Raw genomic sequence first — 13,028 nt, 5'->3', positions numbered from 1 at the left:
ACGGCCTCCGAGTAGGCCACCGCCGACGGCGGTCAACCCCACGGGCGCGGGTCACCCCTCGATCGGCCGAACGGGTGGGCCGGTGGGCGGGTGCGGTCACTCGTCGGCAGCAGCCGCGGGCAACGCCGCCGCAGGCCGCTGCCAGCCCCGCGACCCGCGCGCCCGCAGCCACGCCGTGGTCTCCTCGGGAGGCATCGCCGCCGCGACCAGCCATCCCTGTACGGCATCGCAGCCGAGGTCGCGGAGCCGCTCCCACGTCTCGTCGTCCTCGACACCCTCCGCGACCACGAGGAGCCGGAGGGAGTGCGCGAGGTCGACCGTGCAGCGCACGATCTCCGCGTCCTCGGTGTCCACCGCGAGCCTGGCCACGAACGACCGGTCGATCTTCAGCTCGCTCACCGGCAGGCGCCGTAGGTGGACGAGCGAGGAGTAGCCGGTGCCGAAGTCGTCGAGGGACATCTTCACGCCGTGCCCGGTCAGCGCGTTGAGGGTGTCGGCGGCACGCTGCGGGTCCTCCAGGAGGACGTGTTCCGTGATCTCGAGCTGGAGCGCCGCCGCGGGCACCCCGTGCCGTGCCAGCCGGGCGGCGACGGAGCCGGCGAAGCCGGGCGTGTGCACGTCGCGCGGGGAGACGTTGACCGCGACGGGCACGTACAGACCCTGGGCGCGCCACCGGGCGACCTGCGCGAGGGCCGTGTCCAGGACGTACTCGGTGAGGTGCGGCATCAGCCCGGAGGACTCGGCGATCGCTATGAACTCGTCCGGCGGCACCTTCCCCCGCTCGGGGTGCACCCACCGCACCAGCGCCTCGAGCCCGGCGACCTGTCCGTCGAAGCGGACCTTGGGCTGGTAGTGCAGCTGGACCTCGTGCGCGTCGAGCGCGCGCCGCAGGTCGCCCAGCAGACCGAGCCGGTCGGGAGTGTTGGAGTCGCGCTTGGACTCGTAGACCTCGACGCCCGTACGGTCCCGTTTGGCCTGGTACATCGCCACGTCCGCCCGCCGCAGCAGCCCCTCCGCGTCGAGCGCGTGGTCGGGGAAGACGGCGACCCCGGCGCTGGCCTCCAGGACAAGGGTGAGCCCGTCCAGGTCGAGGGAGGAGCTGAGGTGGGCGACCAGTCCCCGGGCGACGCGGGTCGCGGAGGTGATGGAGTCGGCGACGGGCAGTAAGACGGCGAACTCGTCACCGCCGAGCCGCGCGACCTCGGCCCCGCGTGGCAGGGCCAGCCGGAGCCGGTCGGCTATCTGGAGGAGCAACCGGTCCCCGGCGAGGTGCCCGAGCGTGTCGTTGACCGACCGGAACCTGTCGAGGTCGATCAGCATCAGCGCGGCGCGGGCGCCGATCCGCTCGGCGTCGTCGAGGGCGGTCCAGATCCGCTCGCCGAGCCACTGGCGGTTGGGCAGTCCGGTGAGCGGATCGCGCAACTGTTCCTCGGCGCGGGCCCGCGCCATCCACAGCGTGGAGTCGAGGGCGATGAGCGGGATGGCGAACAGCGGCAGCAGGATCGGCTTGGCGACGGCGACGACGCACAGCAGCGGGGCTATGCCCAGCAGGGCGACGGCGACCAGGCCCTGTCTGAGCAGGGCCGTACGGGCGACGGTGGGCAGACTGCCGGCCCGCGGCGTGTGCAGGTACCAGAGCAGAATGCGGGTGACGGCGAGGTAGGCGACGGCGACCAGCACCACCTGGGGTGCGGTGTAGACCGTCCAGGTGTCGGGGGTCCACGGCCGCTCGACGGACGGCACCCGCCCGCACGCGGCCAGCAGCAGCGCGCCCGCGCCGATGCCGAGGATGTCCACCGCGCCGTGCAGGACGCCCTGCCGCCAGCGGTGGCTGCGGGCTATGCCGACCAGGACGACGACGGTGAGGCTGACCAGGCCGGCGGGCAGCCAGCCGTAGAGCAGCAGGACGGCGAGGGTGAGGGCGGCACCGGAGCCGGTGCCGCCCCACCAGCGGGCCCGGCCGAGCATGACGAGGTGGCCCACGATGACGCCGGTCAGCACGGCCAGCGACCAGCCGACGGTGCCGGACGGGAACAGCGCGTGGCTGGAGGTGAAGGCCCGGTAGAAGGCGGCGCCGAGGGCGAACCCGGCCCCCGCGACGACGGCCGCGGGGAGCGCGGGCCAGGACAGGTGCCGTTCCGCGTCGCCGTCGTACGGTCCGGAGGGGTCGGAGCCGGCCGGGAACGGGGCGGCGGCGCGGGGCGCCGTCCGGGTGAGCGGGTCACCGGTGCGGGCCGGTTGGCCCGGGGGCCGCTCTGACCACGCCACCCACCGGCTGCCCCACCAGGCGTCGGTGACCCGGCGCCGGGGCAGCCCAGTGTCCGGGGCGGCGCTCTCGGTCGGTTCCATTCCCGTCCCTCTCAAGCCGGCGGTGCCCACGCCACGCGGTCCGCTGCCCGACAGCCTTTCGCCGGCGCCGCGTTGGAAGACCCTTCCCCCTGCTCGTCAGGAGCGGGGGGATGCCCCGACCGCAGCGGGGCACGGCGGGCGCACCTCTCAACAGTAGGCCGCGGAGGGCTTCCACGGGCAGCGGTCGTCGACGGTTGCCCGATTGCATCCCTGCCACCCGTAAGCATCCGGTATGCGCCGATCGGGTGGCCTTCGGCCGCCGGTCCTCACGACTCGGGGACCGGCAGGGCGACTTCGGCGGCCGCCTCCGCTCCTTGTTCGAGGAGGACCGTGAAGCCGTCCTCGTCCAGCACCGGAACCTTCAGCTGCATGGCCTTGTCGTACTTCGATCCGGGGCTGTCACCCACAACGACGAACGACGTCTTCTTCGACACCGATCCGGTCACCTTCGCCCCGCGGCTCTGCAGGGCGTCCTTGGCGCCGTCCCGGGTGAAGTTCTCCAGGGTGCCGGTGACCACGACGGTGAGGCCTTCCAGCGGGCGCGGGCCCTCCTCCTCGCCGGAGCCCTCCTCCTCCATGCGGACACCGGCGGCCTTCCACTTGCGGATGATCTCGCGGTGCCAGTCCTCGGCGAACCACTCCTTGAGGGAGGCCGCGATGATCGGGCCGACGCCGTCGGTGCCGGCCAGCTCCTCCTCGCTGGCCCGCTCGATGCGGTCGATGGAGCGGAACTCGCGGGCCAGCGCCTCGGCCGCGACGGGCCCCACGTGCCGGATGGACAGGCCGGTGAGGATGCGGGCCAGCGGGCGCTCCTTGGCGGCCGCGATGGTGTCCAGCATGGCGAGCGCGTTCTTCTTCGGCTCGCCCTGCTGGTTGGCGAAGACGGTGGCGATCTTCTCCTCGCCCGTCTTCGGGTCCCGCTTGGGCAGGCCGCTGTCCTGGTCGAGGACGTACGCCTTGATGGGCAGCAACTGCTCGATGGTGAGGTCGAACAGGTCGCCCTCGTCGGCCAGCGGCGGCTGCTCGGGCTCCAACGGCTTGGTGAGGGCCGCGGCGGCGACGTACCCGAAGTGGTCGATGTCCAGGGCCTTGCGGCCGGCGAGGTAGAAGAGACGCTCGCGCAACTGGGCGGGGCAGGTGCGGGCGTTGGGGCAGCGCAGGTCGACGTCGCCCTCCTTCATCGGCCGCAGCGGCGTGCCGCACTCGGGGCACTCGGACGGCATCACGAACTCGCGCTCGCTGCCGTCCCGCAGGTCGGCGACCGGTCCGAGGATCTCGGGGATGACGTCGCCCGCCTTGCGCAGCACCACGGTGTCGCCGATGAGAACGCCCTTGGCCTTGACGACGTCCTGGTTGTGCAGGGTCGCGAACTCGACCTCGGAACCGGCCACGGTCACCGGCTCGACCTGGGCGTACGGCGTGACGCGGCCGGTACGGCCGACGCCCACGCGGATGTTGAGGAGTTTGGTGTTCACCTCCTCCGGCGCGTACTTGTACGCGATCGCCCAGCGTGGGGCACGGGCCGTGGAGCCGAGCCGCCCCTGGAGCCGGATCTCGTCGAGCTTGACGACGACACCGTCGATCTCGTGCTCCACGGAGTGCCGGTTCTCGCCGTAGTACGCGATGAACGCCCGTACGCCGTCGAGGTCGTCGACCACCTTGTTGTGCCGGGAGGTGGGCAGGCCCCAGGACTTGAGGAGGTCGTAGGCCTCGGAGAGGCGGGCCAGGCCCTCGTACCCCTCGAGGGCGCCGATGCCGTGGACCACCATGTGCAGGGGGCGGTTGGCGGTGACGCGCGGGTCCTTCTGGCGCAGCGAACCGGCCGCCGCGTTGCGCGGGTTGGCGAAGGGCTTGTCGCCGGCCTCGACCAGACGGGCGTTCAGCTCCTCGAACTTCTCCATCGGGAAGTAGACCTCGCCGCGGATCTCGACGAGGGACGGGACCCCGTCGCCGGTCAGCCGGTCCGGGATCTCCGCGATGGTCCGCACGTTCGGAGTGATGTCCTCGCCGGTCCGGCCGTCGCCGCGGGTGGCCGCGCGGGTCAGCCGACCGTTCTCGTACGTCAGGTTGACGGCGAGTCCGTCGACCTTCAGCTCGCACAGGAAGTGGTACGCGGAGGCTCCGACGTCCTTGTGGACGCGCTCGGCCCAGGCGGCCAGCTCCAGATCGTCGAAGGCGTTGTCCAGCGACAGCATGCGCTCCCGGTGCTGGACGGCGGTGAACTCCGTCTCGTACGCCCCCGCGACCTTCTGGGTCGGCGAGTCGGGGGTGCGCAGCGCGGGGTACTGCTCCTCCACCGCCTCCAGGGAGCGCAGGAGGCGGTCGAACTCCGCGTCGCTGACGACGGGGGCGTCCTTCACGTAGTACCGGAAGCGGTGCTCCTCGATCTGCTCAGCGAGCTGCGCGTGCTTCTCCCGTGCCTCCGAGGGCACCGTCGTCTCCGCTTGCCTGTCGCCGGCCACCGTGTTGTCCTCCCGTTACTCTGGGTTGTCCGCGAGGGATCTCGCCGCCCGGACGCAGTGGGCGAGCGCCTCCCGCGCGTACGCGGGCGAAGCACCCGCGAGGCCGCACGCCGGGGTGACCGTCACCGCCTCCGCGAGAAGGTCCGGTCGCAGCCCCAGCCTGCGCCACAGCGTCCTGACACCCATGACGCTACCGGCAGGGTCCGACAATGCCGCGTCCGTCCCCGGTACGACACCTGCGAACAGCCGGGTCCCCGCTTCGACCGCCTCACCGATCGCGTCGTCGTCACGCTCGGTGAGGAGCGAGAAGTCGAACGACACGGCTGCCGCCCCGGCCCGGCGCAGGAGGGCGAACGGGACGTCCGGCGCACACGAGTGCACCACGACGGGGCCGCCGTCGTGCACCCCCGCGACCTCGCGGAGCGTCGCCTCGACGACCTGCCGGTCCACGGCGCGGTACGTGCGGTAGCCGCTGGCGGACCTGACGTGGCCGCGCAGTACGGGGGTGAGGGAGGGTTCGTCGAGTTGCAGGACGACCTGGGCGCCGGGGATGCGGCGCTGTACCTCGGCGAGATGCAGACGCAACCCCTCCGCGAGGGAGGCGGCGAGGTCGCGGCAGGCGCCGGGGTCGGAGAGGGCGGCCTCGCCGTTCCTCAGTTCCAGGGCGGCGGCGAGGGTCCACGGGCCGACGACCTGCACCTTCACCTGGCCCTCGTACCCCTGGGTGGACTCCTCCAGCGCGTCGAGATCCTCCCGAAGCCACGACCTGGCCCGCCGGGTGTCCCTTCCGGGGTGGTCACCGAGGCGCCAGCCGCTGGGCTCCACGCGCGCGTACAGCTCGACGAGCATGCCGGCGGTGCGGCCGATCATGTCGGCGCCGGGGCCCCTGGCGGGCAGTTCGGCAAGAAACGGAAACTCTTCGAAAGACCCGGCGACCGTCCTGGCGGCCTCCCTGGCATCACCGCCGGGCATGGACCCGATCCCCGTGGCGGACCCGAACCTGAAATATGCGTTCACGAACCGAAGCCTACGTATCCCCCGGCCCGTGGTGATCCAGCCCGTCCGGGGGTGCCTCCGCTACCGACCCGGCCGTACCGTCAGGTCGTTGACCTCCGCGTCCCGCGGCAGATCGACCGCCATGAGAATCGTCGTCGCCACCGACTCGGGATCGATCCACTCCGCGGGGTCGTAGGCCTTCCCCTCCTGCTGATGGACCTTGGCCTGCATGGGGCTGGCCGTACGCCCGGGATACACGGAGGTCACCCGCACCCCGTTCCCGTGCTCCTCCGCCCGCAACGCGTCCGCCAACGCCTTGAGCCCGTGCTTGGAAGCCGCGTAGGCCGACCAGTCCGCACTGGCCCGCAGTCCCGCCCCGGAGTTGACGAACACCACCTGCCCACGAGCCGCCCGCAGCTGCGGCAGGAAGTGCCGCGTCAGCTCGGCGGGAGCGACCAGATTGACGTTGAGCTGGTGCCGCCACGACTTGGGCGTCAGCTCACCGACGGGCCCGAGATCGACCACCCCGGCGATGTGCAGCAGCGAGTCCACCCGCTCCGGCAACGACTGGTGCGAGAAGGCCCAGCTGAGCTTGTCGGGGTCCGCGAGGTCGCCGACGAGCGTGCGCGCCCCGGGAAATTCAGCCGCCAACTCCTTCGCACGCCCCGCGTCCCGCGCGTGCAGCACGATTTCGTCCCCGCGCGCGTGGAGCCGGCGGGCGACGGCCGCACCGATGCCGGAGCCCGCTCCGGTGATCACATGAGTAGCCATACCCGCCATGCTCGCATCACCGCCGGCTCAGGCGATGCCCTGGCTCTCCTCCAGGTAGGCGAGCGCCCCGACGGGCTCCTCGGCGAAGAACACCAGGTCGGTGAGTGGCCGGGGCAGGAATCCCTCGGTGTCCATGCGCCGGAACTGCTCCTTGAGGCCGTCGTAGAAGCCGGCGGTGTTGAGCAGGACGACGGGCTTGTCGGTGTGGCCGTGCTTCTTCAGTTCCAGGATCTCGGTGGCCTCGTCCAGGGTGCCCGTGCCGCCCACCATGACGACCACCGCGTCGGCCTTCTCCAGGAGCAGCCGCTTACGTTCGGCGAGGTCGCGCGCGATGACCATCTCGTCGGCGCCGGGCCGCGCCTTGGCCGCGAGGAAGCCCACGGAGACCCCGCACAGCCGGCCGCCGGCCTCCTGCACGCCGTCGGCGACCACCTTCATCAGCCCGACGTCGGAACCGCCCCACACGAGGGTGTGCCCGCCCTTGCCGAGCAGTTCGGCGAACTCACGGGCGGGCCGGGTGTAGCGGTCGTCGAGGTCGGCGGCGGAGAGGAAGACACAGATGCGCATGCGGCCACGGTACGCGGGAAGAACCGGCGGCCCCCGAGCGCTGTCCGGGTATGGCCGACGGACACACGATCACGATCGAGCAGGGCACCCAGCACGTGCGGGTCGTCCACGGGGACCAGGTGCTGGCCGAGACGGACCGGCCCCTGATCCTCAGGGAGACCGGCTGCCCGGTGCGCTACTACCTCCCCGCCGACGACGTACGCCTGGACCTCCTCACCCCCTCCGAGACCCACACCCACTGCCCGTTCAAGGGCAGGGCGTCCTACTGGTCGCTGCCGGACGCTCCCGACCTCGTCTGGGCGTATCCCGACCCGAAACCGGACGTCGAACGGATCAAGGACCACCTGTGCTTCTACGAAGTAGAAGTGTCGTAGGGCGATAAGTCCCGTGTCCTGGGGCAGTCTGCACAGGCATGGACAAGAAGACCCTTTCCCGCGACGGCACCTCCCTGGCGTACGCACGTGCCGGGCAGGGCCCCGCGGTCATCCTGGTGAGCGGGGCGATGTCGACGGGCGGCACGGTGGCGCCCCTGGCCGGGCTCCTCGCCCCGCACTGCACCGCCTTCTGGTACGACCGCCGGGGCCGCGGCGAGAGCGGCGACACGGCGCCGTACGCGGTGGAGCGCGAGGTCGAGGACCTGGCGGCGCTGATCGAGGCGGCGGGCGGCGAGGCGGGGCTGTACGGCGTCTCCTCGGGCGGCGCGCTGGCCCTGGAGGCGGCGGCCGCCGGGCTGCCGGTGAGCCGGGTGGCGGTGTACGAGACGCCGTTCGCCGATTTCTCCGAGGGCGGCGCCGAGGAGCGCGCCGCGTACACCGGTCAGCTGACGGAGGCCCTCGCGCAGGACCGCCGCGGGGACGCCGTCGAACTGTTCCTGCGCCTGACGGGCCTGGCCGAGGAGATGATCCGGGGCGCCCGGCAGTCCCCGATGTGGCCCGCCATGGAGAAGATCGCGCCCACCCTGGCCTACGACGACGCCGTCATGGGCGACGGCCTGGTACCCCGGAAACGGCTGGCCTCACTGGACGTACCGGTGCTGTCGCTGGCCGGCTCGGCCAGCCCGGACTGGATGCGCCGGGCCGCCCGAGCGGTCGCGGAGGCCGTCCCCGAGGGCACCTACCGGTCCCTGGAGGACCAGACCCACATGGTCGACCCGAACGTCCTGGCGCCGGTCCTAGCGGAGTTCTTCACGGCCTAGGGCGGATGGTCACACCGCGGCGGTCCTCGCGCGCGTGGTGGAGGCGATCGTCGCCGACCCCACCACGCGCGTGCCGTCGTACAGGACGATCGCCTGGCCGGGGGCGACGCCGCGGACCGGCTCGGTGAACGTGACCTCCAGGGTGCCGTCGACGAGTTCGGCCCTGACCTCGGTCTCGCCGCCGTGGGCGCGGAGCTGGGCGGTGTAGGCGCCGGGGCCGGTCGGGGCCGCGCCGCACCAGCGGGGCTTGATGGCGGCGAGCGCGGTCACGTCCAGGGCGTCGGCCGGACCGACCGTCACCGTGTTGTTCACCGGTGAGATGTCGAGGACGTAACGCGGCTTGCCGTCGGCGGCCGGGGTGCCGATGCGCAGGCCCTTGCGCTGGCCGATGGTGAAGCCGTACGCGCCCTCGTGGCTGCCGATCCTGGCGCCGGTCTCGTCGACGATGTCGCCCTCCGCCTTGCCCAGCCGCTTCGCGAGGAAGCCCTGGGTGTCGCCGTCGGCGATGAAGCAGATGTCGTGCGAGTCGGGCTTCTTGGCGACCGCGAGGCCGCGGCGCTCGGCCTCCGCGCGGATCTCGTCCTTCGTCGTCACCGTGTCGCCGAGCGGGAACAGGGCGTGGGCGAGCTGCTTCTCGTCCAGCACGCCGAGGACGTACGACTGGTCCTTGGCCATGTCGGAGGCGCGGTGCAGCTCGCGGCTGCCGTCCTCGCGGACGATCACCTGCGCGTAGTGGCCGGTGCACACGGCGTCGAAGCCGAGGGCGAGGGCCTTGTCCAGGAGCGCCGCGAACTTGATCTTCTCGTTGCAGCGCAGGCAGGGGTTGGGGGTGCGGCCGGCCTCGTACTCGGCGACGAAGTCGTCGACGACGTCCTCGCGGAAGCGGTCGGCGAGGTCCCAGACGTAGAACGGGATGCCGATGACGTCGGCGGCGCGGCGGGCGTCGCGGGAGTCCTCGATGGTGCAACAGCCCCGCGCGCCGGTGCGGAAGGATTGGGGGTTCGCGGAGAGCGCGAGGTGGACACCGGTGACGTCGTGGCCGGCTTCCGCGGCACGGGCGGCGGCGACGGCGGAGTCCACCCCGCCGGACATGGCGGCGAGGACGCGGAGGGGGCGCTGCGAGGTCTCAGTCATAACGCTTCCAGGGTACGGGGCGCCGGGAACCGCGGCCCGCGAGTATCCGTTGTGGATCTCGAGGGGCGAGGAAGGACGGGGCGGAGATGGGTGCGGAGATGGGTGCAGGGGTGGGGTCCGGCGTGCCGAAGAAGGACGCGGACCGGCGGATCGGGCGGCGTGCGCTGCTGGTCGGCGGGCTGGCCGCCGCGGTGGGCACGGGCGTGCTGGCGCGGGACGAGCTGGCGAAGCTGTGGTGGCGGATGCCGGGGGTGGAGAAGGCGCGGGTGCAGGGTGCGGTCGACTTCCGCGGCGCGCGGTGGCTGGCCGCCTCGACGGGCAACTTCCGCTGGGCGGACCGCCCCGACGACTACGGGGTGGACATGGTGGTCGTCCATGTCACCCAGGGCAGTCTGGCGAGCGCGGTGCACGTCTTCCAGGACCCGGCCCATCGGGCGGCGGCCCACTACATCGTCGGCAAGGACGGCGGGATCACGCAGATGATCCGCGAGCTGGACGTGGCGTACCACGCGGGCAACCGCGGATACAACGAGCGGAGTGTCGGCATAGAGCACGAGGGCTTCGTGGACCGCCCGCAGGACTTCACCGCCGCGATGTACGCCGCCTCCGCGCGGCTGACGGCCGGGATCTGCCGGCGGTACGGCATACCCGTCGACCGCGAGCACATCATCGGGCATGTGGAGGTGCCGGGGACGGACCACACCGACCCCGGTGAGCACTGGGACTGGGACCGCTACATGCGGCTGGTGCGGGAGGCGCACGCGGCCGGCTGACTCCCGCTCCGTTCAGGTGAGTCCGGCCGCGCGGGCCCGTTCCACGGCCGGTCCGATGGCCTTGGCGACCGCTTCGACGTCGGCCTGGGTGGACGTGTGGCCGAGCGAGAAGCGCAGGGTGCCACGGGCCAGGTCCGGGTCGGTGCCGGTGGCGAGCAGGACATGGCTGGGCTGGGCGACTCCGGCGGTGCAGGCGGAGCCGGTGGAGCACTCGATGCCCTGGGCGTCCAGGAGCAGCAGCAGGGAGTCGCCCTCGCAGCCCGGGAAGGTGAAGTGGGCGTTGGCCGGGAGGCGGCCCTCCGGTGCCGGGTCACCGCCGAGGATCGCGTCCGGGACGGCCGTACGGACGGCGGTGACCAGGGCGTCGCGCAGGGTGCCGATCTCCCGGGCGAACCACTCGCGCTGCTCGGCCGCGAGGCGTCCGGCGACCGCGAAGGAGTCGATCGCGGGCACGTCGAGGGTGCCGGAGCGGACGTGCCGCTCCTGGCCACCGCCGTGCAGGACCGGTACGGGGGTGTACTCGCGGCCCAGGAGGAGGGCGCCGATGCCGTAGGGGCCGCCGATCTTGTGGCCGGAGACGGTCATCGCGGCGAGGCCGGAGGCGGCGAAGTCGACGGGGATCTGGCCGAAGGCCTGGACTGCGTCGGAGTGCAGAGGGACGCCGAACTCGGCGGCGGCGTCGGCGAGTTCGCGGACCGGCATGACGGTGCCGATCTCGTTGTTCGCCCACATGACCGTGGCGAGGGCCACGTCGTCGGGGTTGCGGGCGACGGCCTCGCGCAGTGCGTCGGGGTGGACCCGGCCGTGGGCGTCCACGGGGAGGTACTCGACCGTCGCGCCCTCGTGCTCGCCCAGCCAGTGCACGGCGTCCAGGACGGCGTGGTGCTCGACGGGGCTGGCGAGGACGCGGGTGCGGGCGGGGTCGGCGTCGCGGCGGGACCAGTAGAGGCCCTTCACCGCGAGGTTGTCGGCCTCGGTGCCGCCGGAGGTGAAGACGACCTCGCTGGGGCGGGCGCCGAGGGCTTCCGCGAGGGTCTCCCGGGCCTCCTCGACAGTACGGCGGGCCCGGCGGCCGGCCGCGTGGAGGGAGGAGGCGTTGCCGGTGACGCCCAGGTGGGCGGTGAGTGCCTCTGCCGCCTCCGGGAGCATGGGGGTGGTCGCGGCGTGGTCGAGGTATGCCATGGTGAGCCGATTCTACGGCGCGGGGTCCGCGGGCCCGGGATCAGGTGACCCTGGGCGGCAGCCGGGCCGCGCGCCTGGCGTCGGCTGGGCCTGGGGTGGGTGGCGACGCACCCTGAGCTGTCGGCTGCGCCACCTCCCCATCGCCCGGCGGGACGACCGCTCACAGCGGTCGGCATGGGCGGTCGCCCCGTCCCGCCGAGCCCTCAGAAGCTCCAGGACATGGTCGAGTCCGCCTGCATGAAGGCTGCCAGGACCACGAGGTCGGCTATGCCGAGGGTGAGGCCCAGGGCGGCTCGGCCTCGGCGCTGGGTGCCACGCCAGAGGGCGACCGTGGCCAGGACGATGGCGATCGGGCCGAGGAAGATGTTGAGGACCAGGAGGCCGACGAGACCGAGGATGAAGGATGCGACGGCCATGCCGTCGGTGTCGCGGACGCCGGTGCGGCTGGAGGCCGGTGCGGTGAGCTGCATGTCGATCGTTCCTTCCGTCAGTGGGTCGAGGTGTGGCGGCGGCGGCCGTGGCGCTCGCGCAGCGCGAAGATGCCGAGCCAGGCGGCGATCACGGCGGCGGCGGCGAGGCTGAAGCCGAGCGGCGCGTGGGCCACGGTGCCCATGACGACGCCGAGCAGCAGAAGTGCGGCGACGAGGAACAGCATGGGATGAATCCCCTCCGGGACGGTTGTCGTGTCCGTCTCTCGTTACGTTCCGGTGAACAGTTGTGGTTACAGTTGTTCACTGACTCTTGAGTCTAGCGTGTCGCATCGCTTTGCAATTACGGAGAACAGTTGTTAACTGGATGACATGAGTCACACCCTCGGCATCCGGCAGGCCCAGAAGCAGAAGACCCGACAGGCGCTCTTGGACGCCGCCTTGGGACTGCTGGAGGACCAGAGCCTGAGCAGCCTGGGCCTGCGCGAGGTCACCCGCGCCGTCGGAGTCGCCCCGACCGCCTTCTACCGGCACTTCCGCTCCATCGCGGACCTGGGCGTGGCCCTGGTCGAGGAGGCGCTGGGCAGCCTGCACGCCATGATCCGGACCACGGTGACCACGGCCGAATCCAGCGACGAACGCATCGCGCGGGCCGTCGACCTGATCGCCCGTCACGTCAACGCGTACCCCGCACACGTCCGGTTCATCGCCCGCGAGCGACATGGCGGAGTACAGCCGGTCCGGGAGGCGATCCGGGACCAACTCGGCCGGTTCGCCGAAGAGGTGAGGACCGAGCTGGCCAAGGACCCCGCGGCAGAGGGCTGGAGCGAGGACGACCTGCTGATGCTCTCGCACCTCTACGTCGACCAGATGCTCATCACGGGCTCCCTCTTCCTGGAGGCCCGCGAGGCCCAGGAGTCCGGCAAGGCCTCGGCCGAGGACCTGGACCACGTCGTCCGGCTCGCGACCCGCCAGATGCGTCTCATCAGCATCGGCCGCCACCACTGGCTCGACTCCTGAGGCACACGGCCGGGACACAGCAAAGGGAAGGGCGGGCACAAGGAGAACAGAGTGACCCCCGACCGCCTGCAACCGGCCCCCCAGATAGTCCCGTGGGGCCGCGAGGGGAGTGATGTGTGATCCCAAGTTGTTGGACAGCGCAGGTGGACCG

13 protein-coding genes are annotated in these 13,028 nt (G+C 72.1%); 4 read left to right on the top strand and 9 right to left on the bottom strand.

The features are described from left to right. Positions 1–96 precede the first annotated feature (96 nt). The 5 genes from ACFWJX_RS06770 to ACFWJX_RS06750 form a co-directional block, all read right to left on the bottom strand. Complete coding sequence (locus ACFWJX_RS06770) at positions 97–2,349, bottom strand: putative bifunctional diguanylate cyclase/phosphodiesterase (protein WP_383237882.1); 2,253 nt, start codon at positions 2,347–2,349, stop codon at positions 97–99. A 266-nt stretch (positions 2,350–2,615) separates the two neighbouring features. Next, on the bottom strand, positions 2,616–4,811 hold the full coding sequence (gene ligA, locus ACFWJX_RS06765; RefSeq protein WP_383237878.1) for an NAD-dependent DNA ligase LigA: 2,196 nt from the start codon (positions 4,809–4,811) through the stop codon (positions 2,616–2,618). Positions 4,812–4,826: 15 nt separating this feature from the next. Next, positions 4,827–5,828: a methionine synthase gene (locus tag ACFWJX_RS06760; protein WP_383237875.1), complete on the bottom strand. Its 1,002-nt coding sequence runs from the start codon at positions 5,826–5,828 to the stop codon at positions 4,827–4,829. Between the two features lie 60 nt (positions 5,829–5,888). Beyond that, complete coding sequence (locus tag ACFWJX_RS06755) at positions 5,889–6,587, bottom strand: SDR family oxidoreductase (RefSeq protein ID WP_383237872.1); 699 nt, start codon at positions 6,585–6,587, stop codon at positions 5,889–5,891. 18 nt (positions 6,588–6,605) lie between these two features. Beyond that, entirely contained in the window at positions 6,606–7,145 is a 540-nt protein-coding gene (locus ACFWJX_RS06750) for a TIGR00730 family Rossman fold protein (protein WP_383237869.1), read from the bottom strand. A 50-nt stretch (positions 7,146–7,195) separates the two neighbouring features. Between ACFWJX_RS06750 and ACFWJX_RS06745 the strand changes: the two genes are divergently transcribed. Then, positions 7,196–7,519, top strand: coding sequence for a DUF427 domain-containing protein (locus ACFWJX_RS06745; protein WP_383237866.1), 324 nt, complete (start codon positions 7,196–7,198; stop codon positions 7,517–7,519). 38 nt (positions 7,520–7,557) lie between these two features. Beyond that, entirely contained in the window at positions 7,558–8,340 is a 783-nt protein-coding gene (locus ACFWJX_RS06740; protein WP_383237863.1) for an alpha/beta fold hydrolase, read from the top strand. 9 nt (positions 8,341–8,349) lie between these two features. On the opposite strand, the gene mnmA is transcribed toward ACFWJX_RS06740, so the two are convergent. Next, positions 8,350–9,474 carry a tRNA 2-thiouridine(34) synthase MnmA gene (gene mnmA / locus ACFWJX_RS06735; protein WP_383237860.1) on the bottom strand — a complete coding sequence of 375 codons (1,125 nt, stop codon included), beginning with the start codon at positions 9,472–9,474 and terminating at the stop codon, positions 8,350–8,352. Positions 9,475–9,560: 86 nt separating this feature from the next. Between mnmA and ACFWJX_RS06730 the strand changes: the two genes are divergently transcribed. Then, entirely contained in the window at positions 9,561–10,247 is a 687-nt protein-coding gene (locus ACFWJX_RS06730; RefSeq protein WP_383237857.1) for an N-acetylmuramoyl-L-alanine amidase, read from the top strand. 12 nt (positions 10,248–10,259) lie between these two features. On the opposite strand, the gene ACFWJX_RS06725 is transcribed toward ACFWJX_RS06730, so the two are convergent. The 3 genes from ACFWJX_RS06725 to ACFWJX_RS06715 all read right to left on the bottom strand — a co-directional run bounded on the left by ACFWJX_RS06725 (position 10,260) and on the right by ACFWJX_RS06715 (position 12,084). After that, positions 10,260–11,429, bottom strand: coding sequence for a cysteine desulfurase family protein (locus tag ACFWJX_RS06725; RefSeq protein WP_383237854.1), 1,170 nt, complete (start codon positions 11,427–11,429; stop codon positions 10,260–10,262). 203 nt (positions 11,430–11,632) lie between these two features. Continuing rightward, positions 11,633–11,899, bottom strand: a complete 267-nt coding sequence (locus tag ACFWJX_RS06720; protein WP_383237851.1) for a DUF4190 domain-containing protein — start codon at positions 11,897–11,899, stop codon at positions 11,633–11,635. A gap of 17 nt (positions 11,900–11,916) precedes the next feature. Continuing rightward, positions 11,917–12,084, bottom strand: coding sequence for a hypothetical protein (locus ACFWJX_RS06715; RefSeq protein ID WP_356562144.1), 168 nt, complete (start codon positions 12,082–12,084; stop codon positions 11,917–11,919). A gap of 145 nt (positions 12,085–12,229) precedes the next feature. Between ACFWJX_RS06715 and ACFWJX_RS06710 the strand changes: the two genes are divergently transcribed. Then, complete coding sequence (locus tag ACFWJX_RS06710) at positions 12,230–12,877, top strand: TetR family transcriptional regulator (RefSeq protein ID WP_383237849.1); 648 nt, start codon at positions 12,230–12,232, stop codon at positions 12,875–12,877. Positions 12,878–13,028: the final 151 nt, after the last annotated feature.

Source organism: Streptomyces sp. NPDC058335 (genome assembly GCF_042723915.1).
Taxonomy (GTDB): domain Bacteria; phylum Actinomycetota; class Actinomycetes; order Streptomycetales; family Streptomycetaceae; genus Streptomyces.
Note: the sequence above shows the minus strand (reverse complement) of the source record. Positions and strands in the feature narration are given on the sequence as shown.

Coding starts and splice junctions, on each gene's coding strand:
- ACFWJX_RS06770 (WP_383237882.1), bottom strand. CDS start 2,349: ATGGAACCGACCGAGAGCGCCGCCCCGGACACTGGGCTGCCCCGGCGC.
- ACFWJX_RS06755 (WP_383237872.1), bottom strand. CDS start 6,587: ATGGCGGGTATGGCTACTCATGTGATCACCGGAGCGGGCTCCGGCATC.
- ACFWJX_RS06750 (WP_383237869.1), bottom strand. CDS start 7,145: ATGCGCATCTGTGTCTTCCTCTCCGCCGCCGACCTCGACGACCGCTAC.
- ACFWJX_RS06745 (WP_383237866.1), top strand. CDS start 7,196: ATGGCCGACGGACACACGATCACGATCGAGCAGGGCACCCAGCACGTG.
- ACFWJX_RS06740 (WP_383237863.1), top strand. CDS start 7,558: ATGGACAAGAAGACCCTTTCCCGCGACGGCACCTCCCTGGCGTACGCA.
- mnmA (WP_383237860.1), bottom strand. CDS start 9,474: ATGACTGAGACCTCGCAGCGCCCCCTCCGCGTCCTCGCCGCCATGTCC.
- ACFWJX_RS06730 (WP_383237857.1), top strand. CDS start 9,561: ATGGGTGCGGAGATGGGTGCAGGGGTGGGGTCCGGCGTGCCGAAGAAG.
- ACFWJX_RS06725 (WP_383237854.1), bottom strand. CDS start 11,429: ATGGCATACCTCGACCACGCCGCGACCACCCCCATGCTCCCGGAGGCG.
- ACFWJX_RS06720 (WP_383237851.1), bottom strand. CDS start 11,899: ATGCAGCTCACCGCACCGGCCTCCAGCCGCACCGGCGTCCGCGACACC.
- ACFWJX_RS06715 (WP_356562144.1), bottom strand. CDS start 12,084: ATGCTGTTCCTCGTCGCCGCACTTCTGCTGCTCGGCGTCGTCATGGGC.
- ACFWJX_RS06710 (WP_383237849.1), top strand. CDS start 12,230: ATGAGTCACACCCTCGGCATCCGGCAGGCCCAGAAGCAGAAGACCCGA.